At 38.8% G+C, this 13,846-nt stretch carries 16 protein-coding genes; 5 read left to right on the top strand and 11 right to left on the bottom strand.

Annotation, left to right across the window (positions count from 1 at the left end; genetic code table 11):
- Positions 1-2: 2 nt before the first annotated feature.
- Both Q1A31_RS04175 and Q1A31_RS04170 read right to left on the bottom strand, forming a co-directional pair.
- Positions 3-2,603, bottom strand: coding sequence for an N-6 DNA methylase (locus tag Q1A31_RS04175; protein ID WP_299872803.1), 2,601 nt, complete (start codon positions 2,601-2,603; stop codon positions 3-5).
- A 194-nt stretch (positions 2,604-2,797) separates the two neighbouring features.
- On the bottom strand, positions 2,798-3,352 hold the full coding sequence (locus Q1A31_RS04170; RefSeq protein ID WP_299872800.1) for a hypothetical protein: 555 nt from the start codon (positions 3,350-3,352) through the stop codon (positions 2,798-2,800).
- A gap of 555 nt (positions 3,353-3,907) precedes the next feature.
- On the opposite strand from Q1A31_RS04170, the gene Q1A31_RS04165 reads away from it, so the two are divergent.
- Complete coding sequence (locus Q1A31_RS04165; RefSeq protein WP_299872797.1) at positions 3,908-5,815, top strand: ribonuclease catalytic domain-containing protein; 1,908 nt, start codon at positions 3,908-3,910, stop codon at positions 5,813-5,815.
- A 183-nt stretch (positions 5,816-5,998) separates the two neighbouring features.
- On the opposite strand, the gene Q1A31_RS04160 is transcribed toward Q1A31_RS04165, so the two are convergent.
- Positions 5,999-6,283 (bottom strand): HigA family addiction module antitoxin, encoded by a 285-nt coding sequence (locus tag Q1A31_RS04160; protein ID WP_299872794.1) that lies wholly within the window; start codon positions 6,281-6,283, stop codon positions 5,999-6,001.
- Positions 6,284-6,356: 73 nt separating this feature from the next.
- Complete coding sequence (locus Q1A31_RS04155; RefSeq protein WP_299872791.1) at positions 6,357-6,653, bottom strand: type II toxin-antitoxin system RelE/ParE family toxin; 297 nt, start codon at positions 6,651-6,653, stop codon at positions 6,357-6,359.
- 259 nt (positions 6,654-6,912) lie between these two features.
- On the opposite strand from Q1A31_RS04155, the gene Q1A31_RS04150 reads away from it, so the two are divergent.
- The gene (locus Q1A31_RS04150; RefSeq protein WP_299872788.1) at positions 6,913-7,533 is read left to right on the top strand and encodes a LysE family translocator; all 621 of its coding nucleotides are present in this window, start codon (positions 6,913-6,915) and stop codon (positions 7,531-7,533) included.
- A gap of 234 nt (positions 7,534-7,767) precedes the next feature.
- On the opposite strand, the gene Q1A31_RS04145 is transcribed toward Q1A31_RS04150, so the two are convergent.
- The 4 genes from Q1A31_RS04145 to Q1A31_RS04130 form a co-directional block, all read right to left on the bottom strand.
- The gene (locus Q1A31_RS04145; RefSeq protein ID WP_299872785.1) at positions 7,768-8,001 is read right to left on the bottom strand and encodes a thioredoxin family protein; all 234 of its coding nucleotides are present in this window, start codon (positions 7,999-8,001) and stop codon (positions 7,768-7,770) included.
- 10 nt (positions 8,002-8,011) lie between these two features.
- Positions 8,012-8,995: a permease gene (locus Q1A31_RS04140; protein ID WP_299872782.1), complete on the bottom strand. Its 984-nt coding sequence runs from the start codon at positions 8,993-8,995 to the stop codon at positions 8,012-8,014.
- A 230-nt stretch (positions 8,996-9,225) separates the two neighbouring features.
- Entirely contained in the window at positions 9,226-9,777 is a 552-nt protein-coding gene (locus Q1A31_RS04135) for a GNAT family N-acetyltransferase (protein WP_299872780.1), read from the bottom strand.
- Complete coding sequence (locus Q1A31_RS04130; protein WP_299872777.1) at positions 9,777-10,043, bottom strand: DUF1778 domain-containing protein; 267 nt, start codon at positions 10,041-10,043, stop codon at positions 9,777-9,779. The genes Q1A31_RS04135 and Q1A31_RS04130 overlap by 1 nt, the downstream gene beginning before the upstream one ends.
- Positions 10,044-10,303: 260 nt before the next feature.
- On the opposite strand from Q1A31_RS04130, the gene Q1A31_RS04125 reads away from it, so the two are divergent.
- Positions 10,304-10,549, top strand: a complete 246-nt coding sequence (locus tag Q1A31_RS04125) for a hypothetical protein (RefSeq protein ID WP_299872774.1) — start codon at positions 10,304-10,306, stop codon at positions 10,547-10,549.
- A 72-nt stretch (positions 10,550-10,621) separates the two neighbouring features.
- On the opposite strand, the gene Q1A31_RS04120 is transcribed toward Q1A31_RS04125, so the two are convergent.
- On the bottom strand, positions 10,622-11,062 hold the full coding sequence (locus Q1A31_RS04120) for a YqaA family protein (protein WP_299872771.1): 441 nt from the start codon (positions 11,060-11,062) through the stop codon (positions 10,622-10,624).
- A 201-nt stretch (positions 11,063-11,263) separates the two neighbouring features.
- Positions 11,264-11,845 carry a hypothetical protein gene (locus tag Q1A31_RS04115; RefSeq protein ID WP_299872768.1) on the bottom strand — a complete coding sequence of 194 codons (582 nt, stop codon included), beginning with the start codon at positions 11,843-11,845 and terminating at the stop codon, positions 11,264-11,266.
- A gap of 429 nt (positions 11,846-12,274) precedes the next feature.
- Between Q1A31_RS04115 and Q1A31_RS04110 the strand changes: the two genes are divergently transcribed.
- Positions 12,275-12,634, top strand: coding sequence for a hypothetical protein (locus tag Q1A31_RS04110; RefSeq protein WP_299872766.1), 360 nt, complete (start codon positions 12,275-12,277; stop codon positions 12,632-12,634).
- A 117-nt stretch (positions 12,635-12,751) separates the two neighbouring features.
- On the opposite strand, the gene Q1A31_RS04105 is transcribed toward Q1A31_RS04110, so the two are convergent.
- Positions 12,752-12,886, bottom strand: coding sequence for a hypothetical protein (locus Q1A31_RS04105; protein ID WP_299872763.1), 135 nt, complete (start codon positions 12,884-12,886; stop codon positions 12,752-12,754).
- A gap of 347 nt (positions 12,887-13,233) precedes the next feature.
- Between Q1A31_RS04105 and Q1A31_RS04100 the strand changes: the two genes are divergently transcribed.
- Complete coding sequence (locus Q1A31_RS04100) at positions 13,234-13,530, top strand: RNA-binding protein (protein ID WP_299872760.1); 297 nt, start codon at positions 13,234-13,236, stop codon at positions 13,528-13,530.
- Positions 13,531-13,846: the final 316 nt, after the last annotated feature.

Genomic DNA, 13,846 nt, shown 5'->3' with positions numbered 1-13,846 from the left:
GTTTATTTGTTAAAATGGTTATTCACATAATCAACCAGTTTAGGGCCCTCTAATTTATCGGACGCCGGGTTGGTTCTTACATAAAAATCTTTACCGTCTAAGTAGCACGGTTTTGTTCCAGGGTTACATTCAATTTTTAATACATATTTATCATCAATATCCACTCTCTTAGTCCTAATAAACGGATAAAACTCCTCACCGATACTAGTCTTTAATTTGTTTTTCCAATGTAAGAGAAAGTTATCAAAACTACCCTTATGGAATTTATCCACTTCTGGCAAACCTAAAATCTCCCCATCATCAGCAATTCCAATTAGTAACACTCCACCTCGTGAATTTAAAAAAGCTACTACTGTTTTTAAAGCAGAAACTTCTAAATAAGAAGCCACTTCTTGTTTTTTTAAATCGAGTCTAAAACTAGATTTGAATTCGATTTTTTCAGTCTCACCTTCACGAATTATCCCTCTCACTGCATCTGCATCAGTTAAACTACCAATTGTTTCCAACATACTATCAAGCTGGCTCATTACCGCTTTAGAGCTAGTAGGACTAATTGCTAATTCTTCATCAAATTGATCAATAGCATCACGGAGTGTTAAAAGCTTAGTTAGTGTATTGACAACATTTTTTTGCTCATCAATATCTGGGAGTGCTATCTCAAGGTTTTCAAGCGCTTCAAGGTTCAAATGCGGAATATAATCACCAGTAGTAGATGCTAAAAGAGTCAATTGCCCCAATGTTGATTTAAAAAATGATTCAACATAATCACTTATAGCTTCATGCTTTAAGACAACTTGAACATTATTTTTATGTTTTCCTTTGATATCAGCAAGATTAGATACTACTTTGGGAATACCGTTTTTGTTAATGTAAATAGCGTTTGCAGTGTCCTTAAACATTCCATCAGACGTTAAAATATTTCTTTCTGACGTAAGATGTTTTAACTTAATGGTCTGATAATTCTTATACTGTGTTTCTAACCTATTTATCTGACTAACTTGCTTAATTCGATTGTAGTTTATTTCATAACCTACGATTCCTATACCACCATCATTCTTATCACGAACGCTTTCATCAATTTTTGCATTTGGCGAATAAGGAAGTATTTCCTCATTTAAATACTCATATATATCTTGATTCAAAGGAATCTTTTCAAAGGTACGCGTATTTTCATCCAGCATCACAGTTACTTTACGATAACCAAAATCTGTAGTCTCAAATATATTACTGCTTTCCATATCCTCTATTGAAAAGCTATCAAGACTGCGAATGATAGTATCAATATGAGAGCTTTGAATTTCGTTACGTTTATTGCCTATTGGCTTTCTCATTTTACTGAAAAGATTTTCAGCATCTATAATCTGCACTTTACCCTTACGGTTTTCAGTTTTTTTGTTTGAAAGTATCCATATATATGTAGGAATCCCTGTAGTGAATAACAAATCACTTGGAAGAGCTATTATGCTTTCCAATAAATCTGACTCAAGAATATATCGGCGGATTTCTGACTCGCCACTACCTGCGTCACCTGAAAACATAGGAGAGCCGTTCAATACTATGGCAATCCTTGAGCCATCTTCTGAAATGCCCCGAAGTTTATTTACAAGATGCAATAAAAATAATAATGATGCATCCCCTATGCGGGGCAAGCCTGGGCCGAAACGGCCATTAAAACCTCTTGTTTCATATTCGTCCCTAATAGATTGGCTTATTGTTTTCCAATTTAGACCAAAAGGAGGGTGACAAAACATGTAGTCAAATTTTTCATTCTGGAATTGATCTGTAGACAAACTGTTTCCAAGCCTTATATTTGATACATCCTGTCCTCGTATAAGCAGAGATGCCATAGAAATTGCATAACTTTCAGCATTGATTTCTTGCCCATACAAATTGATATTTAATAAATTCTTTGAATCTTGAAAATAATTTATTCCTTCTGATAACAAGCCACCTTCCCCTACTGTAGGATCATAGATTGTGATTGTTGTATTCGGCCCTATAGGTTCTTCAGTTGTACCTCTAAAGACAAGTGCCACCATTAAGCTCAGAATATCGTTAGGTGAATTGTGTTCTAATGCCATACCGTGAGAGTTTTCAGAAAACCTTCTAGCTATGTGATCAAAAACAGAGCCCATTTCTTGGTCAGAAATAGCTTCAGTGGTTAAATCCATTTTTCTGACAAACTCTAAAACTTTATACAAAAGTTCTGAATCATTGAGTAGGTGTAAATAGTCTACAAACCTTAGACATTCAAAAATCTGCCTCACATCTTTTGAATATCCTTTAATGTAGTTTTCTATATCTTTTGCAAGATTTGGGCCTTCTAAGCTCGGAAAATCTATTTGAGAAATATTGAAATATGAAAGCCCATTGGTTGCCTGCAGAAGAATTCTCTCTTGAACTTCAACTGAAATACTTTCCCAATTAGACTTCTCATACTCTTTTATAACTGAGTTTTTAGAATCTTTGAAAACAGAGTCCAGACGACAAAGTAATAACAAAGGTATAATGATCTTCACATATTGACTGACCTTGAAGTTACCTTTCAGCAAGTCAGTAATTGACCAGATTTGGGACGTGAGTTTATTGGTCGATTGACTCATTTAATATTTCCATTGCGGTTATAAGTTTTTGGGTTTTGATATTACCAATAGAACAAAACTATTATCTTTGATACAAATTAGTATTTATTGTCACCCCCCACCTTTAGGGCACTTTTTAAAAAAACGCCTCAAAGGTGGGGGGTGACTTAACAGGATGATGCATCTATATTTTTGCAATCAGGTTTCGTTTTCGATTATTCATTTTTAATCTCTTCTTTTTTTATCTCTACGTAAGCTTTAATTTTCTCTTCAAGTAATTCTATGGCGATAGCCTTTTCGCGTGATCCGCCACCTCGAATTGCATCTACCAAAACTAATAATTCATATAAGTCTGAATCTTTTTTTGCTGCATTAGGTGCTGACTTGTACAAAGGTGAAAATGATAGCCCTCTGATATTTCCTTCTGGGTCTGGCCAGACAGATGGCAACTCATTATTGTCTATAAATTTCTCTGCGAGTGGTTCTGCGGCAAAACTGGTAGCTAAGCCTCTAACCATGCCGCCTTTTTGGGGTGCAAACGAATACTGAATACCATGATTCAGGAATTCAGATAAATTTATGGTATTTGGTCTTATACCAAAAACCTCGTCTTCTATTGCAAGCTTTGTATACAGTGACCTTTTAGCTGATGCATGCACTTCAGACGTACTCATGCCTAATTCGAGTGCCAACGAATTATATGCCCAGCTTTCTTTCTTAATTGCTAGAAGCTTTAACAAGAACAGAATGTCTTGTGGTTTTAAATACATGTTCCCCTTTTGTGTTTCTCTTTATTAGTATTTTTTCTATTCGCGATTTGCGAATAACGAAATTTATACTATAAAACGGGCATTTAGGCAATAAACTACTGAAAAGTAAACATGTGGGATGTAGCACCTATGGACTTAGATACTTGTTTGAATGAATTTGTCACCCCCCTACTTTTATGAGGTTTTTTTATTCATGCAATGAAAACCTCACCCTTCGGGTCGTTGTCATTGCATTCCAACGTTGTCTCGTAAAAAACACTCGGCTTGGCACTTTTTTTAACCCATTCAATTCAAAACTAATCTCAAGAAGCAATGGGCTAGGATGAAGGTTGTTTGAGCGACTCTTTGCAAAAGAAGGAGCGAGTTCCCTTCAGCCCCATTGTTTCCCCTCATACTTCCCGTAATAGTACGTTGTAAAATTAACGGCCTTTTCTTTGGTTCGGTTTCTTTTGGCCGCGCAAAAGAAATGAACTCGTAGCTCCGCTACGAAAAAGTGGCTAAAACCGGGGGGGTGTGTTTATATCATCCTCACCAAAAAACAGAGCCCCACATCCTATGTCAGAGTTTAAAAAAGGCGCATTGGTTTACTACAAAAGCAAAGCTGCAATCGTAGATACAGTTGGCGAAAAGATTGATATTTCTATCTTAAAAGCTACAAAAAAGGTGCGTGATAAGGACATCAAACTATTACACCCTGGCCCGACAGGCAATTTATCATCTCTTGATTTGGAGTTGCCCGACCCTCCTCAAACCTTAAATGAAACATTGGAATTACTGGAGGACGAAGCGGTCTCACTGAGTGAATTATCTGATCTTCTATACGGTGAATTTTCTCCGCAAAGCGCATGGTCTAGCTGGATGCTGGTGACGGATGGTCTTTATTTTGAACTGGCAGATGATAACGCAAGCGCTGCTGGAGAGGATCTAATAAAGGCTCGTGCGCTGGATGACATCGCAGCAGATAGAGAAAAACGCGAATCGAAGCTTGAGCAGCAGCAAGCCTGGGATTCTTTGATTGAGCGAGTAAGTAAGGGGTGCATTGAAGAGGCTGATTACCCCCAGCTTGTTGAGGTTGAACAACTCGCCTGTGGTGAGCGGGAAAATAGTCGCATATTAAAAGCAGTGGGTATTCAAGAGACCAAAGAAGCCGCGCATGCGCTGTTATTGAAACTTGGTTATTGGCCAGATGAGTACAACCCCTGGCCACGTCGCATGGGGGTTAATATGAGTAACCCTGAGAGTAGAATCCCCGAGGCTGTTGAGACCAGTCGGCGCGATCTGCAACACTTACAGGCCTGGGCGATTGATGATGTCGGCAATCAAGATCCTGATGATGCCATCTCGATAGAGGGCAAGCGTTTATGGGTACATATCGCTGATGTTTCTTCAATCGTAACGCCAGATTCTGAGTTGGATATTGAAGCGCGTGCTCGCGGCACAAACGTGTATTTGCCTGATCAGACCATTCACATGTTGCCGCAAGGCATCACCGAACAGCTTGGACTTGGTTTGCAGGAACAAAGCAATGCCCTCTCGATTGGCTTTGATATTGCAGAAAATGGCGAGTTAGAAGATATCGAGCTGTGTTTTTCATCGCTTAACGTCACTCGAACCACTTACGACGATGCCGACAAGGAGTTGGACAGCACCTTTGCTGAATTAAAATCACTGACAGATCGTTTTCATCAACGCCGCATCAATAATAACGCCGCGATGCTGGATTTACCCGAGGTCAATATTAAGGTCGATAATGGAGACATTTCGATTCGTCCTTATAGTCGAGGTGGAAGTCGTCAGATAGTTACTGAAGCGATGCTGGCAGCGGGTGAAGCCGTTGCATTATTTGCGCATCAAAATAACATCCCGATTCCCTATGCCTATCAACCCGAACCCGAGGAAATTCAGCATCCGCAAAAAATGTCGGAGCATTATGCCTATCGACGTCGTTTTAAGGCATCCCGGCATACCACAGAACCGGCTGCACACTTTGGGCTTGGTCTGCCAATTTACACCCGTGTAACCAGCCCGATCAGACGCTATCTGGATTTAATCGTGCACCAACAGCTCAGGGCATTTTTGACGCAGTCCTCGCAAGATCCACAATCAGCACAACATCCCTTACTTGGACACGAGGAGCTTGTAGAAAGGATCGGTCTGGCGGATGAAGCATCATTTGCGGCGCGTAAAGCTGAGCGACATTCTAATCAGCATTGGACCATGCTGTACCTGAATCAATATAAACAGAAGCAAGACAACAGCAATGATAATAATGAAGGACATTGGCAAGGAGAAGCTGTCGTGGTTATGCAAGATGAGCGTAAGACTACGGTTATTTTGCCAGACCTTGCTTTAGAGCCTAAGTTACAACGTCAGGATAATACTGAATTAGATCAATCGTTAACCGTACAAGTGCAATCTGTGAATATTCCGGAATTACAGGCATTTTTTCGTGTAGTGAATTAAGGGATTGTTGGTGTAGTGAATTAAAGGATTGTTGGTGTAGTATATTAAGAAACCGAGAAAGTACCCACTAGAGAATTTGGTAAAACATTCAGATAAATATCCAGAGCTTTATAGCTACTTAAGATGCAATAAGGCTATGTTTTATATAGATAAACTAATTAACCGATGCTAAACACTTATCACTTAAGCAACAGCATCCAGTTTAATCACATCAGGGTGTGGCCGCTGTGTTGCTTGCCATAGGTCATAGTTGGCTTGTAAATTAACCCAAAAGCGGGCTTTGCTTTGTCCTGCTCGTTCTAACTGAACGGCTAAATCAGGACTGATGCCTGCTTTACCATTAAGCACACGAGATAATGCAGTACGCGACATGCCTAAACGCTGCGCTGTTTCAGTAACACCTAAACCCAAAGGCTTTATGACTGTTTCATTTAAAAATACTCCGGGATGTGGTGGGTTGTGCATCATTCTTAGCTCCTTCCTATTGCTTGTGTTGTTCTAACATTAGTAATTATTAATAAGTAAATAAATTAATAAATGTTTAGTGATAGTCAAGATAATCTAGCAACTCAACATCGTTGCCAGTGAATCTAAAAATAACTCGCCAGTTACCATTTACTTTGATTGACCAGTAACCTTTGAGATCGCCTTTAAGTGCATGAAGAGAAAATGCGGGCAAATCAAGTTCATCTGTGTTTTCAGCAATTTCCAGTGCGGCTAGAATCATTTGCAGCTTTGTTTGATGAGAGGCTTTGTTTGATGTAAAGCAAATTACCTCTTGTTTACTGCCTGTTTCATATAACTGGCGTAAACCTATGTGCTGGAAACTGATTATCATTGCAATAAAATGTACCCCGTAACGGCACGGAGATCAATAAATTAAGACACCCTCCTACTTTTATGAGGTTTTTTTTATTCATGTAATGAAAACCTCACCCTTCAGGCCGTTGTCACTGCATTTCAACGTTATCTTTACTGCGCTTCGGCTGAACCTGTTTTTATTAAAGGGCCAGTATTAATAAACGCTTCTCCTTATACGAAGTCGTAGAAAATAAAATATGCTATATTTTCAAAGAAAAACCTAAAGGTATAAAATTATGACGATAGAAATCTGGTTAGCTTTCATAACATCCATTGTGGTGTTATTTCTGATTCCTGGTCCGATTATGATTTTAGTTGTCAGCGAATCTATTAATAACGGGAAAAAATCTGTTTTACCGTTGGTTTCGGGTGTGCTTCTTGGTGGCTTTATTGCTATGTCGCTTTCTCTGTTAGGCTTAGGCGCAATTTTAGCAACATCTGCCACGCTATTTCTTATGCTTAAATGGTTGGGTGTTTGTTATTTAATCTATCTTGGCATTAAAACCTGGAAACAAAAGCCCCAGATATTCACTGAAGATGGTATTAATCCTGGTAGCTCTAAAAAGATGTTTGGCTCTGCATTTTTGGTGACGGCATTAAACCCAAAAGATATTATTTTCTACGTTGCCTTTCTCCCGCAGTTTGTTAATCCCGCTTCTGAACCTTTGCCTCAAATAGCCATATTAATGGCGACCTTTTTATTCGTTGATATGTTATTTATTATTTCGTTTGCTGTGTTTGCGCATACCATGAGAACTAAAATTAGTAGCGTTGATACTCAGAGAAAAGTAAATAGAGTTGGTGGCGGTGCTTTAGTAGGCGCTGGTTTAATTACGGCTACCATGCAACGCAGCTAGGTATTAGGTATTAGGTATTAGCAAAAGCAATATTGGGGTGTTAATAACTGATTTTGACACCCCCCTACTTTTAAGTGATATTACGTTTTTGTTCTTTAAAAACGTAAATAGAACTTATGCTTTGCGACGTGGTTTTTTATTCATTAAAAATGAAAACCTCGCCCTGCGGGCCGTCGTCATTGCATTCCAACGTTGCCTCTTAAAAAAACACTCGGCTGGGCACTTTTTATTGGCCTACTTCAACCATCCTTCTATTTTTTTTCTATCCGGTATCGACCCGGTGTGCACCACTTGATTGTCTACAACAACTGCGGGTGTGCTCATGACGCCATAATTCATGATGGTTTCTGGATTGGTTTCCTTGGTGACGTTTACGCTAACATCGCTTTCATTGGCTATCAGCTGAATAAGCTCAGCGGTTTTTACGCATTTGGCACAGCCACTGCCGAGTACTTGAATCTGTTTCATTTTGCCCCCCTTAGAGCACGGTTATTAAATTTACTATCCACCCTACAAGGGTGAATGATGTGAGTAAAAGTACAAAAATTATAGCCAGTAACTTCCATGTCATTACCTGCTTTAATAATATGAATTCGGGAAAACTCGCTGCTACGGTACTCATGCAAAATGCCAATGTTGTCCCCAGCGGAAGCCCTTTGACTATTAAGCTTTCCATAACCGGGATGACACCTGTGGCATTTGAATAGAGGGGGATTCCGGCAAGTACTGCCGCCGGTACTGACCACCATTGCCCACTGCCGAGGTTTTCTTCGAACCATGATTCTGGTACAAAACCGTGTAATGCTGCGCCTAATGCGACACCAATAAATACCCATTTCCAGACACGGCCTAAAATATCCAGTAACTCTGTTTTGGCGAATTCATGCCGTTCGATAAGCGTCAGTTTGGTTTTAATGCCTGGTTCGCTATTAGGGCTTTCCGCTGTTTGATATGCTTTGAGGGCGAAAGGTTGCAACAGCTTTTCGGCATGAATAAGGTCGAGGAATATTCCACCCGCTATCCCTACTGCCATTCCTACTGCTACATAAATTGCGGTTACCTTCCATCCCACCAGGCTTAATAAGAGTAATACTGCAACTTCATTGATTAACGGTGATGTTAAGAGAAATGACATGGTTATGCCGACAGGTATACTGGCTGAGGTAAAGCCAAGAAAAACAGGGATGCTTGAGCAGGAACAAAAGGGGGTTATGGCGCCGAACGTTGACCCCATGAAATAGCCGATAAATCTGTTTTTTCCCGCCAAATAGTCACGAATTCTTTCAACATTGAGTGATGCGCGGATAAGCGCTATGACATATATCATCACCACAAGTAGGAAAAATATCTTGGTGGTGTCTTCGATAAAAAACTGAACCGACCCACCCAGCTTGGAACCTTGTTCTAAACCCAATACCGAATAAGCTAGCCAATCCGCAAATGTAGTGAAGATAGATAACATCAAAGCTCTCGCATATTGCCTAACAGTTTATTGATTGGTGTGTATTATGAGTTTGATACTAGCAGTTAAGAAAAACTGGGTTCTTGATACAAATTAAGTAAATGGAGATACAAGTTACTTTTGTTGTTGATGTGATGTTGAATTTATTTTTATTGATGATCGACCATTGTAGGTCGATGATTCCTTGCGGAATCTAAGAGACACTTTTCTAAAAAGCACATAAGAGTGGTTTAACCAAATAGCTGTTCAAGCTGCTTCATCGGTAAATACATCCTAACCATGCCGTTTTGTTCACCGAGAGATGCAAAACCAAACTTCTTATAAAAGCTTTCAGCATTTCCATTTAAGCAATCAACAATAACCGCATAAGCTCGCATATGATCGTTGACACTATGTAAATGTTGCAATGCTTTGATCAAGGTAATTTTACCTAGGCCAGAACCATGGTGTTGTTTATCCACGGCTAACTGCGCCAAAAGAAAAACAGGTATGGGATAATGGGGTAACTTTTTGACTAAAGCATCAGGTAATTGTTTACGTGAAATAGCACTGGGCGTAATGGTATAAAAAGCACAAATAGCGCTTGTACCATTCGTAAGTTGTTTACTTGCTAACACCATTGTCCGGCTGATGTTTGCCTTCATGTGGCGGGCTGCTTGCTGCTTGATAAAATGATTTAGCTGCGGCTCTCCACAATCGAATAATGTGCGGTCATGTTTTGATTTATCTAACTCAACAAACTGTTTTTCACACTGCGTAATATCGAGCTGAAAATCGCTCATTAAAAGCCCTGCTCTTTAGCAAAGCTGGCGGCATCTTTTAAAGCTTTATTGGGTTTATCTGCTTTATCACAGGCATCCATAAATTGATCAAAAATGTCATTGTCGAGGGTGATACTTTCATACTTCTCAATAACCTCAGAGGCATTCTCATCCATCAGTTTAACCACATACTCAGTCAAACTCTTCATACCCAATAAGGCAGATGCCTTTTCAGCTTTGTTTTTAATTTCCATATCCAAACGCAGATCAAGTCTTGACGTTGCCATAATAGTGCTCTCTATAATTGTACGGATCATTTCCGTACCTACAATAATATCAAATAATAACAAACTCTTTGATTAAAGCAAGTTGTACGGAACAATGGCGGATTCAAAATAAGCAAATCATAGACTGACATCAGAAATAAAGTAAAGAATGACACCCCCCTACTTTGGGGCATTTTTTAACTTCATCAAAACTAACCCAGATTTAAGACAGCAGCCATTATCCGCTCTATGATATTCAGCCTAATCATCCGGAGGTTTGTATGTATTTTGTATTTGGAAATCTTCCTGACCGAGTTGATGAGACGCAAATCAGAGCGTTTTTGGGTAAATTTTCTTCGGTTAAAAGCGTGTCGTTTTTCGAGCCTGGCGATAATTCACATTCTGATTATGAATGTATCGTTGACCTGAAGTTGATGAATCGCATTCAGGGTACTAGCTTGCAGAATCGCTTAAACAATTACTGCTGGAAGGGTCGTTGCATTCATTTTCATATGTTACTTTTTTGATGTCTATTTAGCGTGAGGTCGGCTATGGAATGTAAGAAACGTCTATGCGCTTGCGGATCTCTTTATATATTCTTATACATTCTCTAACACTAAATAACTCAGTACGACATAGCGCATTAATTTGCCTGCGGTTACCAGTATTAAAAACCAGAGTAAGCGAATGCGCAGAACACCGGCTATGACGGTAAGTGGATCGCCAATGATGGGGACCCATGCAAAACAGAGTGAGAATAAGCCGTATTTGGCAAAGCGTTGCTCGGCTCGAACAAAGTCTTTTTCTGACATCTTTAACCACTTTTTTACGACGTCCAGACTTAACCAATAGCCCAAAGCGTAATTTGTGAGTGATCCCAGTACATTTCCTATTGTTGCAACCGCAACTAATGCCACAGGGGAGAAACCATTTAGCAGCAAACCGCTTAGCACTATTTCGGAGCTTAAGGGTAATATCGTCGCCGCTAAAAAGGCTGAAACCAAAAGACCGAGATAACCGAGTTCTGTAAAATATTCCATCGTTTTTTATGCGAGTGCTTTAGGTGAAAGCGCTCTGTGTGCCTCGGTCTGATTTTTCTCTACGCAGATGATAGCTAGTTTAAGGTGTTTTAGGAACGAGTTATCTTGAATAATAAATGAAAGGGGTAAACGAAAAATAGCCAGCAGACGCCAGCTATTTTTCAATAGATCTAAACTTATCTATTATCTACAAAGAATGAATTAACGACGATATCTATCACGAAGATGATTATTTCGTTTTCTTTCTATATTTCTTTCCGCGGCATCCAGCATGTAGTTGATTTGACTTCTTTCACGACGATCGAATACACCATCTGATCGATAGGTTTCAATCAGACGAGAGATTTTTCGAAGCTCTGCATTCAATCTCTTGCGTTCTGAATGTACGAGTTCCCCAGACCTTTCGCCTCTTTGAATTTTTCTTTGAAGTTGTGCTTTACGTTCGTAAACATTTCCATGTCGAGTTACTGGTGGTCTATGAACAGGCGCTCTATAAACTGGTGGTCTGTGTACCGGTGCTCTGTAAACCTGTGGTTTGCGAACTGGTGGCCTGTGTGCCGGTGCTCCATGAACCTGAGGTCTACGTTGCGGAGTTATTTGTTTTCTGTGTTTAGTTGGACTGCTATTACTACGGTTTCTCTTATCTTTGCTGCCACGTTCGAGTCTTTCGTAATCTTTTAACAATTGCTGATCTTCACGGCTGAATCGTTTTTCGGCATATGAGGACGTTGAAAAGACGACCGTTAGCATAACTAACATCAACGTAATAACTGGTTTTTTCATAGTGCTCTCCTAAATATATTTCAACTATAAGACATTCATACAAAGGTCGTTATAGACATGATATAAAAAATTCAAAATCTCTCTCTGACAATTATAAAGATCATCCAAATTCAACTATAAAATACCTCTTATCTTTTAAATAGAATGTAACAATTATCAATTACCACTAATAAACTTATTTATAGATTACTAGAAACATATAGCCCTCTCGAATAGATACCACTTAGCTACAATCGTTTTATATTCAGGAGCGGATTCTTGTCTCCTTTTCTACACCTTTTGTAAGCTTTTCATAATTCTAATGAACCAATATAACCCCGCACATCACGTACTTTTAAATCTGAATACTTTAGATAAATATTCAGATTGAGTTAATACGTCAAATGTTAATATAAGAATAAAAAAAGAAGAAAAAACAAGGAGAAGAAAATGACTGATCTTGCAATATCACCTGCAGAACAGAAGGCTCATGGTAAAGAAGTAGGAGAGATTCTGGTTCGAGACTATGGTAAGAAAAAATACTATTCATGCGCGCACATCAAGAAAGCATCTATAGAAGCTAAAAACGGTTTTGATTGGCACAGTTGGGCAATGAGTTTATTTGCATCACCTTCTGGCTTCGCGTCTTACCACGATTCTATTGGTGAAGATTTTAATTATTCTGAGATGAAAGCAGAAATGACTGCTGCGATGACGAATGGCGCTTCTAAAAAGTGGTTTGAATCGAGTATGTCCTGGCTGGATTGGCCTAATGTCGATTTACCTACGGTATTTGATTTCCACGATTGATTGGAAGTAACTAGCAGTCACCCCCCTACTTTTAAGCACTATTTTCTAGTGCTTGTATTCATTAGTGCTTCTGTCTATTAGTGCAGGCTAAATCTGAGTTACTAGCCAATAGCTGTATTACTGGCTAATTGCCGTGAAAGAAGCTGAATCATTGATCGGCTCGCTTTTCGCTGGCGTAAATGTAAAGCAACTAACGATAACGGCAATGTAAAGTATGCCTCTGATTTTTGTGAATTTATTTACGAATTTCATACCCTTCCCCTATTATTATTGAATTATTGGATTGAATATAACTAATGGCTCAATCACATTCTGTGAAATACATCACAAAACTGACATTACCTTAAATTTATCTTGCAACACTCTCTTGGCTATAGGCAGTTCTTGGCTATACGCATTCCTTGGCTATAAGGTAGTTCTTAGCTCAAGGCAGTTCTTGCCGTGTGACACTGTTATTAAAAGAAAAACTAAAACAAACTACATATGTTTTAAATCACAGTGTCTCTACTCATTGCCTCCACTATTAAAATTATAAATACAAATTTAAATAGGTGTCCGTTTTTATTAATACTATACTGATATTTTAAGCGGGAGTTACTATGTATTTTGTATTTGGGAATCTACCCGATCGCGTTGATGAAAAGGATATCAGGGAATTTTTGAGTCGCTTTTCTACAGTTGGCAATGTTTCGTTTTTAAAAAAAAGCGAAGAAAGCAATATAGAAAGTACCTATGTAAAAAGTACCTATGTAAACAACAAAGATTCACATTCACATTATGAGTGCCTGGTAGACCTTAAGCTGGTGGATCGTATACAGGGTATCGCTTTGCAACAACGTCTAAACCAATACTGCTGGAAAGGTCGCTGCATTCATTCTTATATGTTGCTTTTCTGAGTTAGCTTTAACGCTTTTAGGGTCTCACTCCTACTTTCAAGTGATATTAGGTTTTTGTTTTTCAAAAGCGTAAATAGAACTTATGCTTCGCGAAATGACAACTCGTTTAACTATAATAAACAATTAAATACAGTAACTTACCGTCATTCTCAGTCACAACTCTCAAGCTATTTTCAAAATTATTTCAATAATTTTGAGTTCCTAAGTTACAGCTAAGTTTCATTCTCTATTCTTCTCACCATGCTAAACCAAAAGGGTTTGGCTATTAACCTAATCGTTTACTTAATCGTTTACTCAATAATTTACTTAATAGTGA

Source organism: uncultured Cocleimonas sp. (genome assembly GCF_947495625.1).
GTDB lineage: Bacteria > Pseudomonadota > Gammaproteobacteria > Thiotrichales > Thiotrichaceae > Cocleimonas.
Note: the sequence above shows the minus strand (reverse complement) of the source record. Positions and strands in the feature narration are given on the sequence as shown.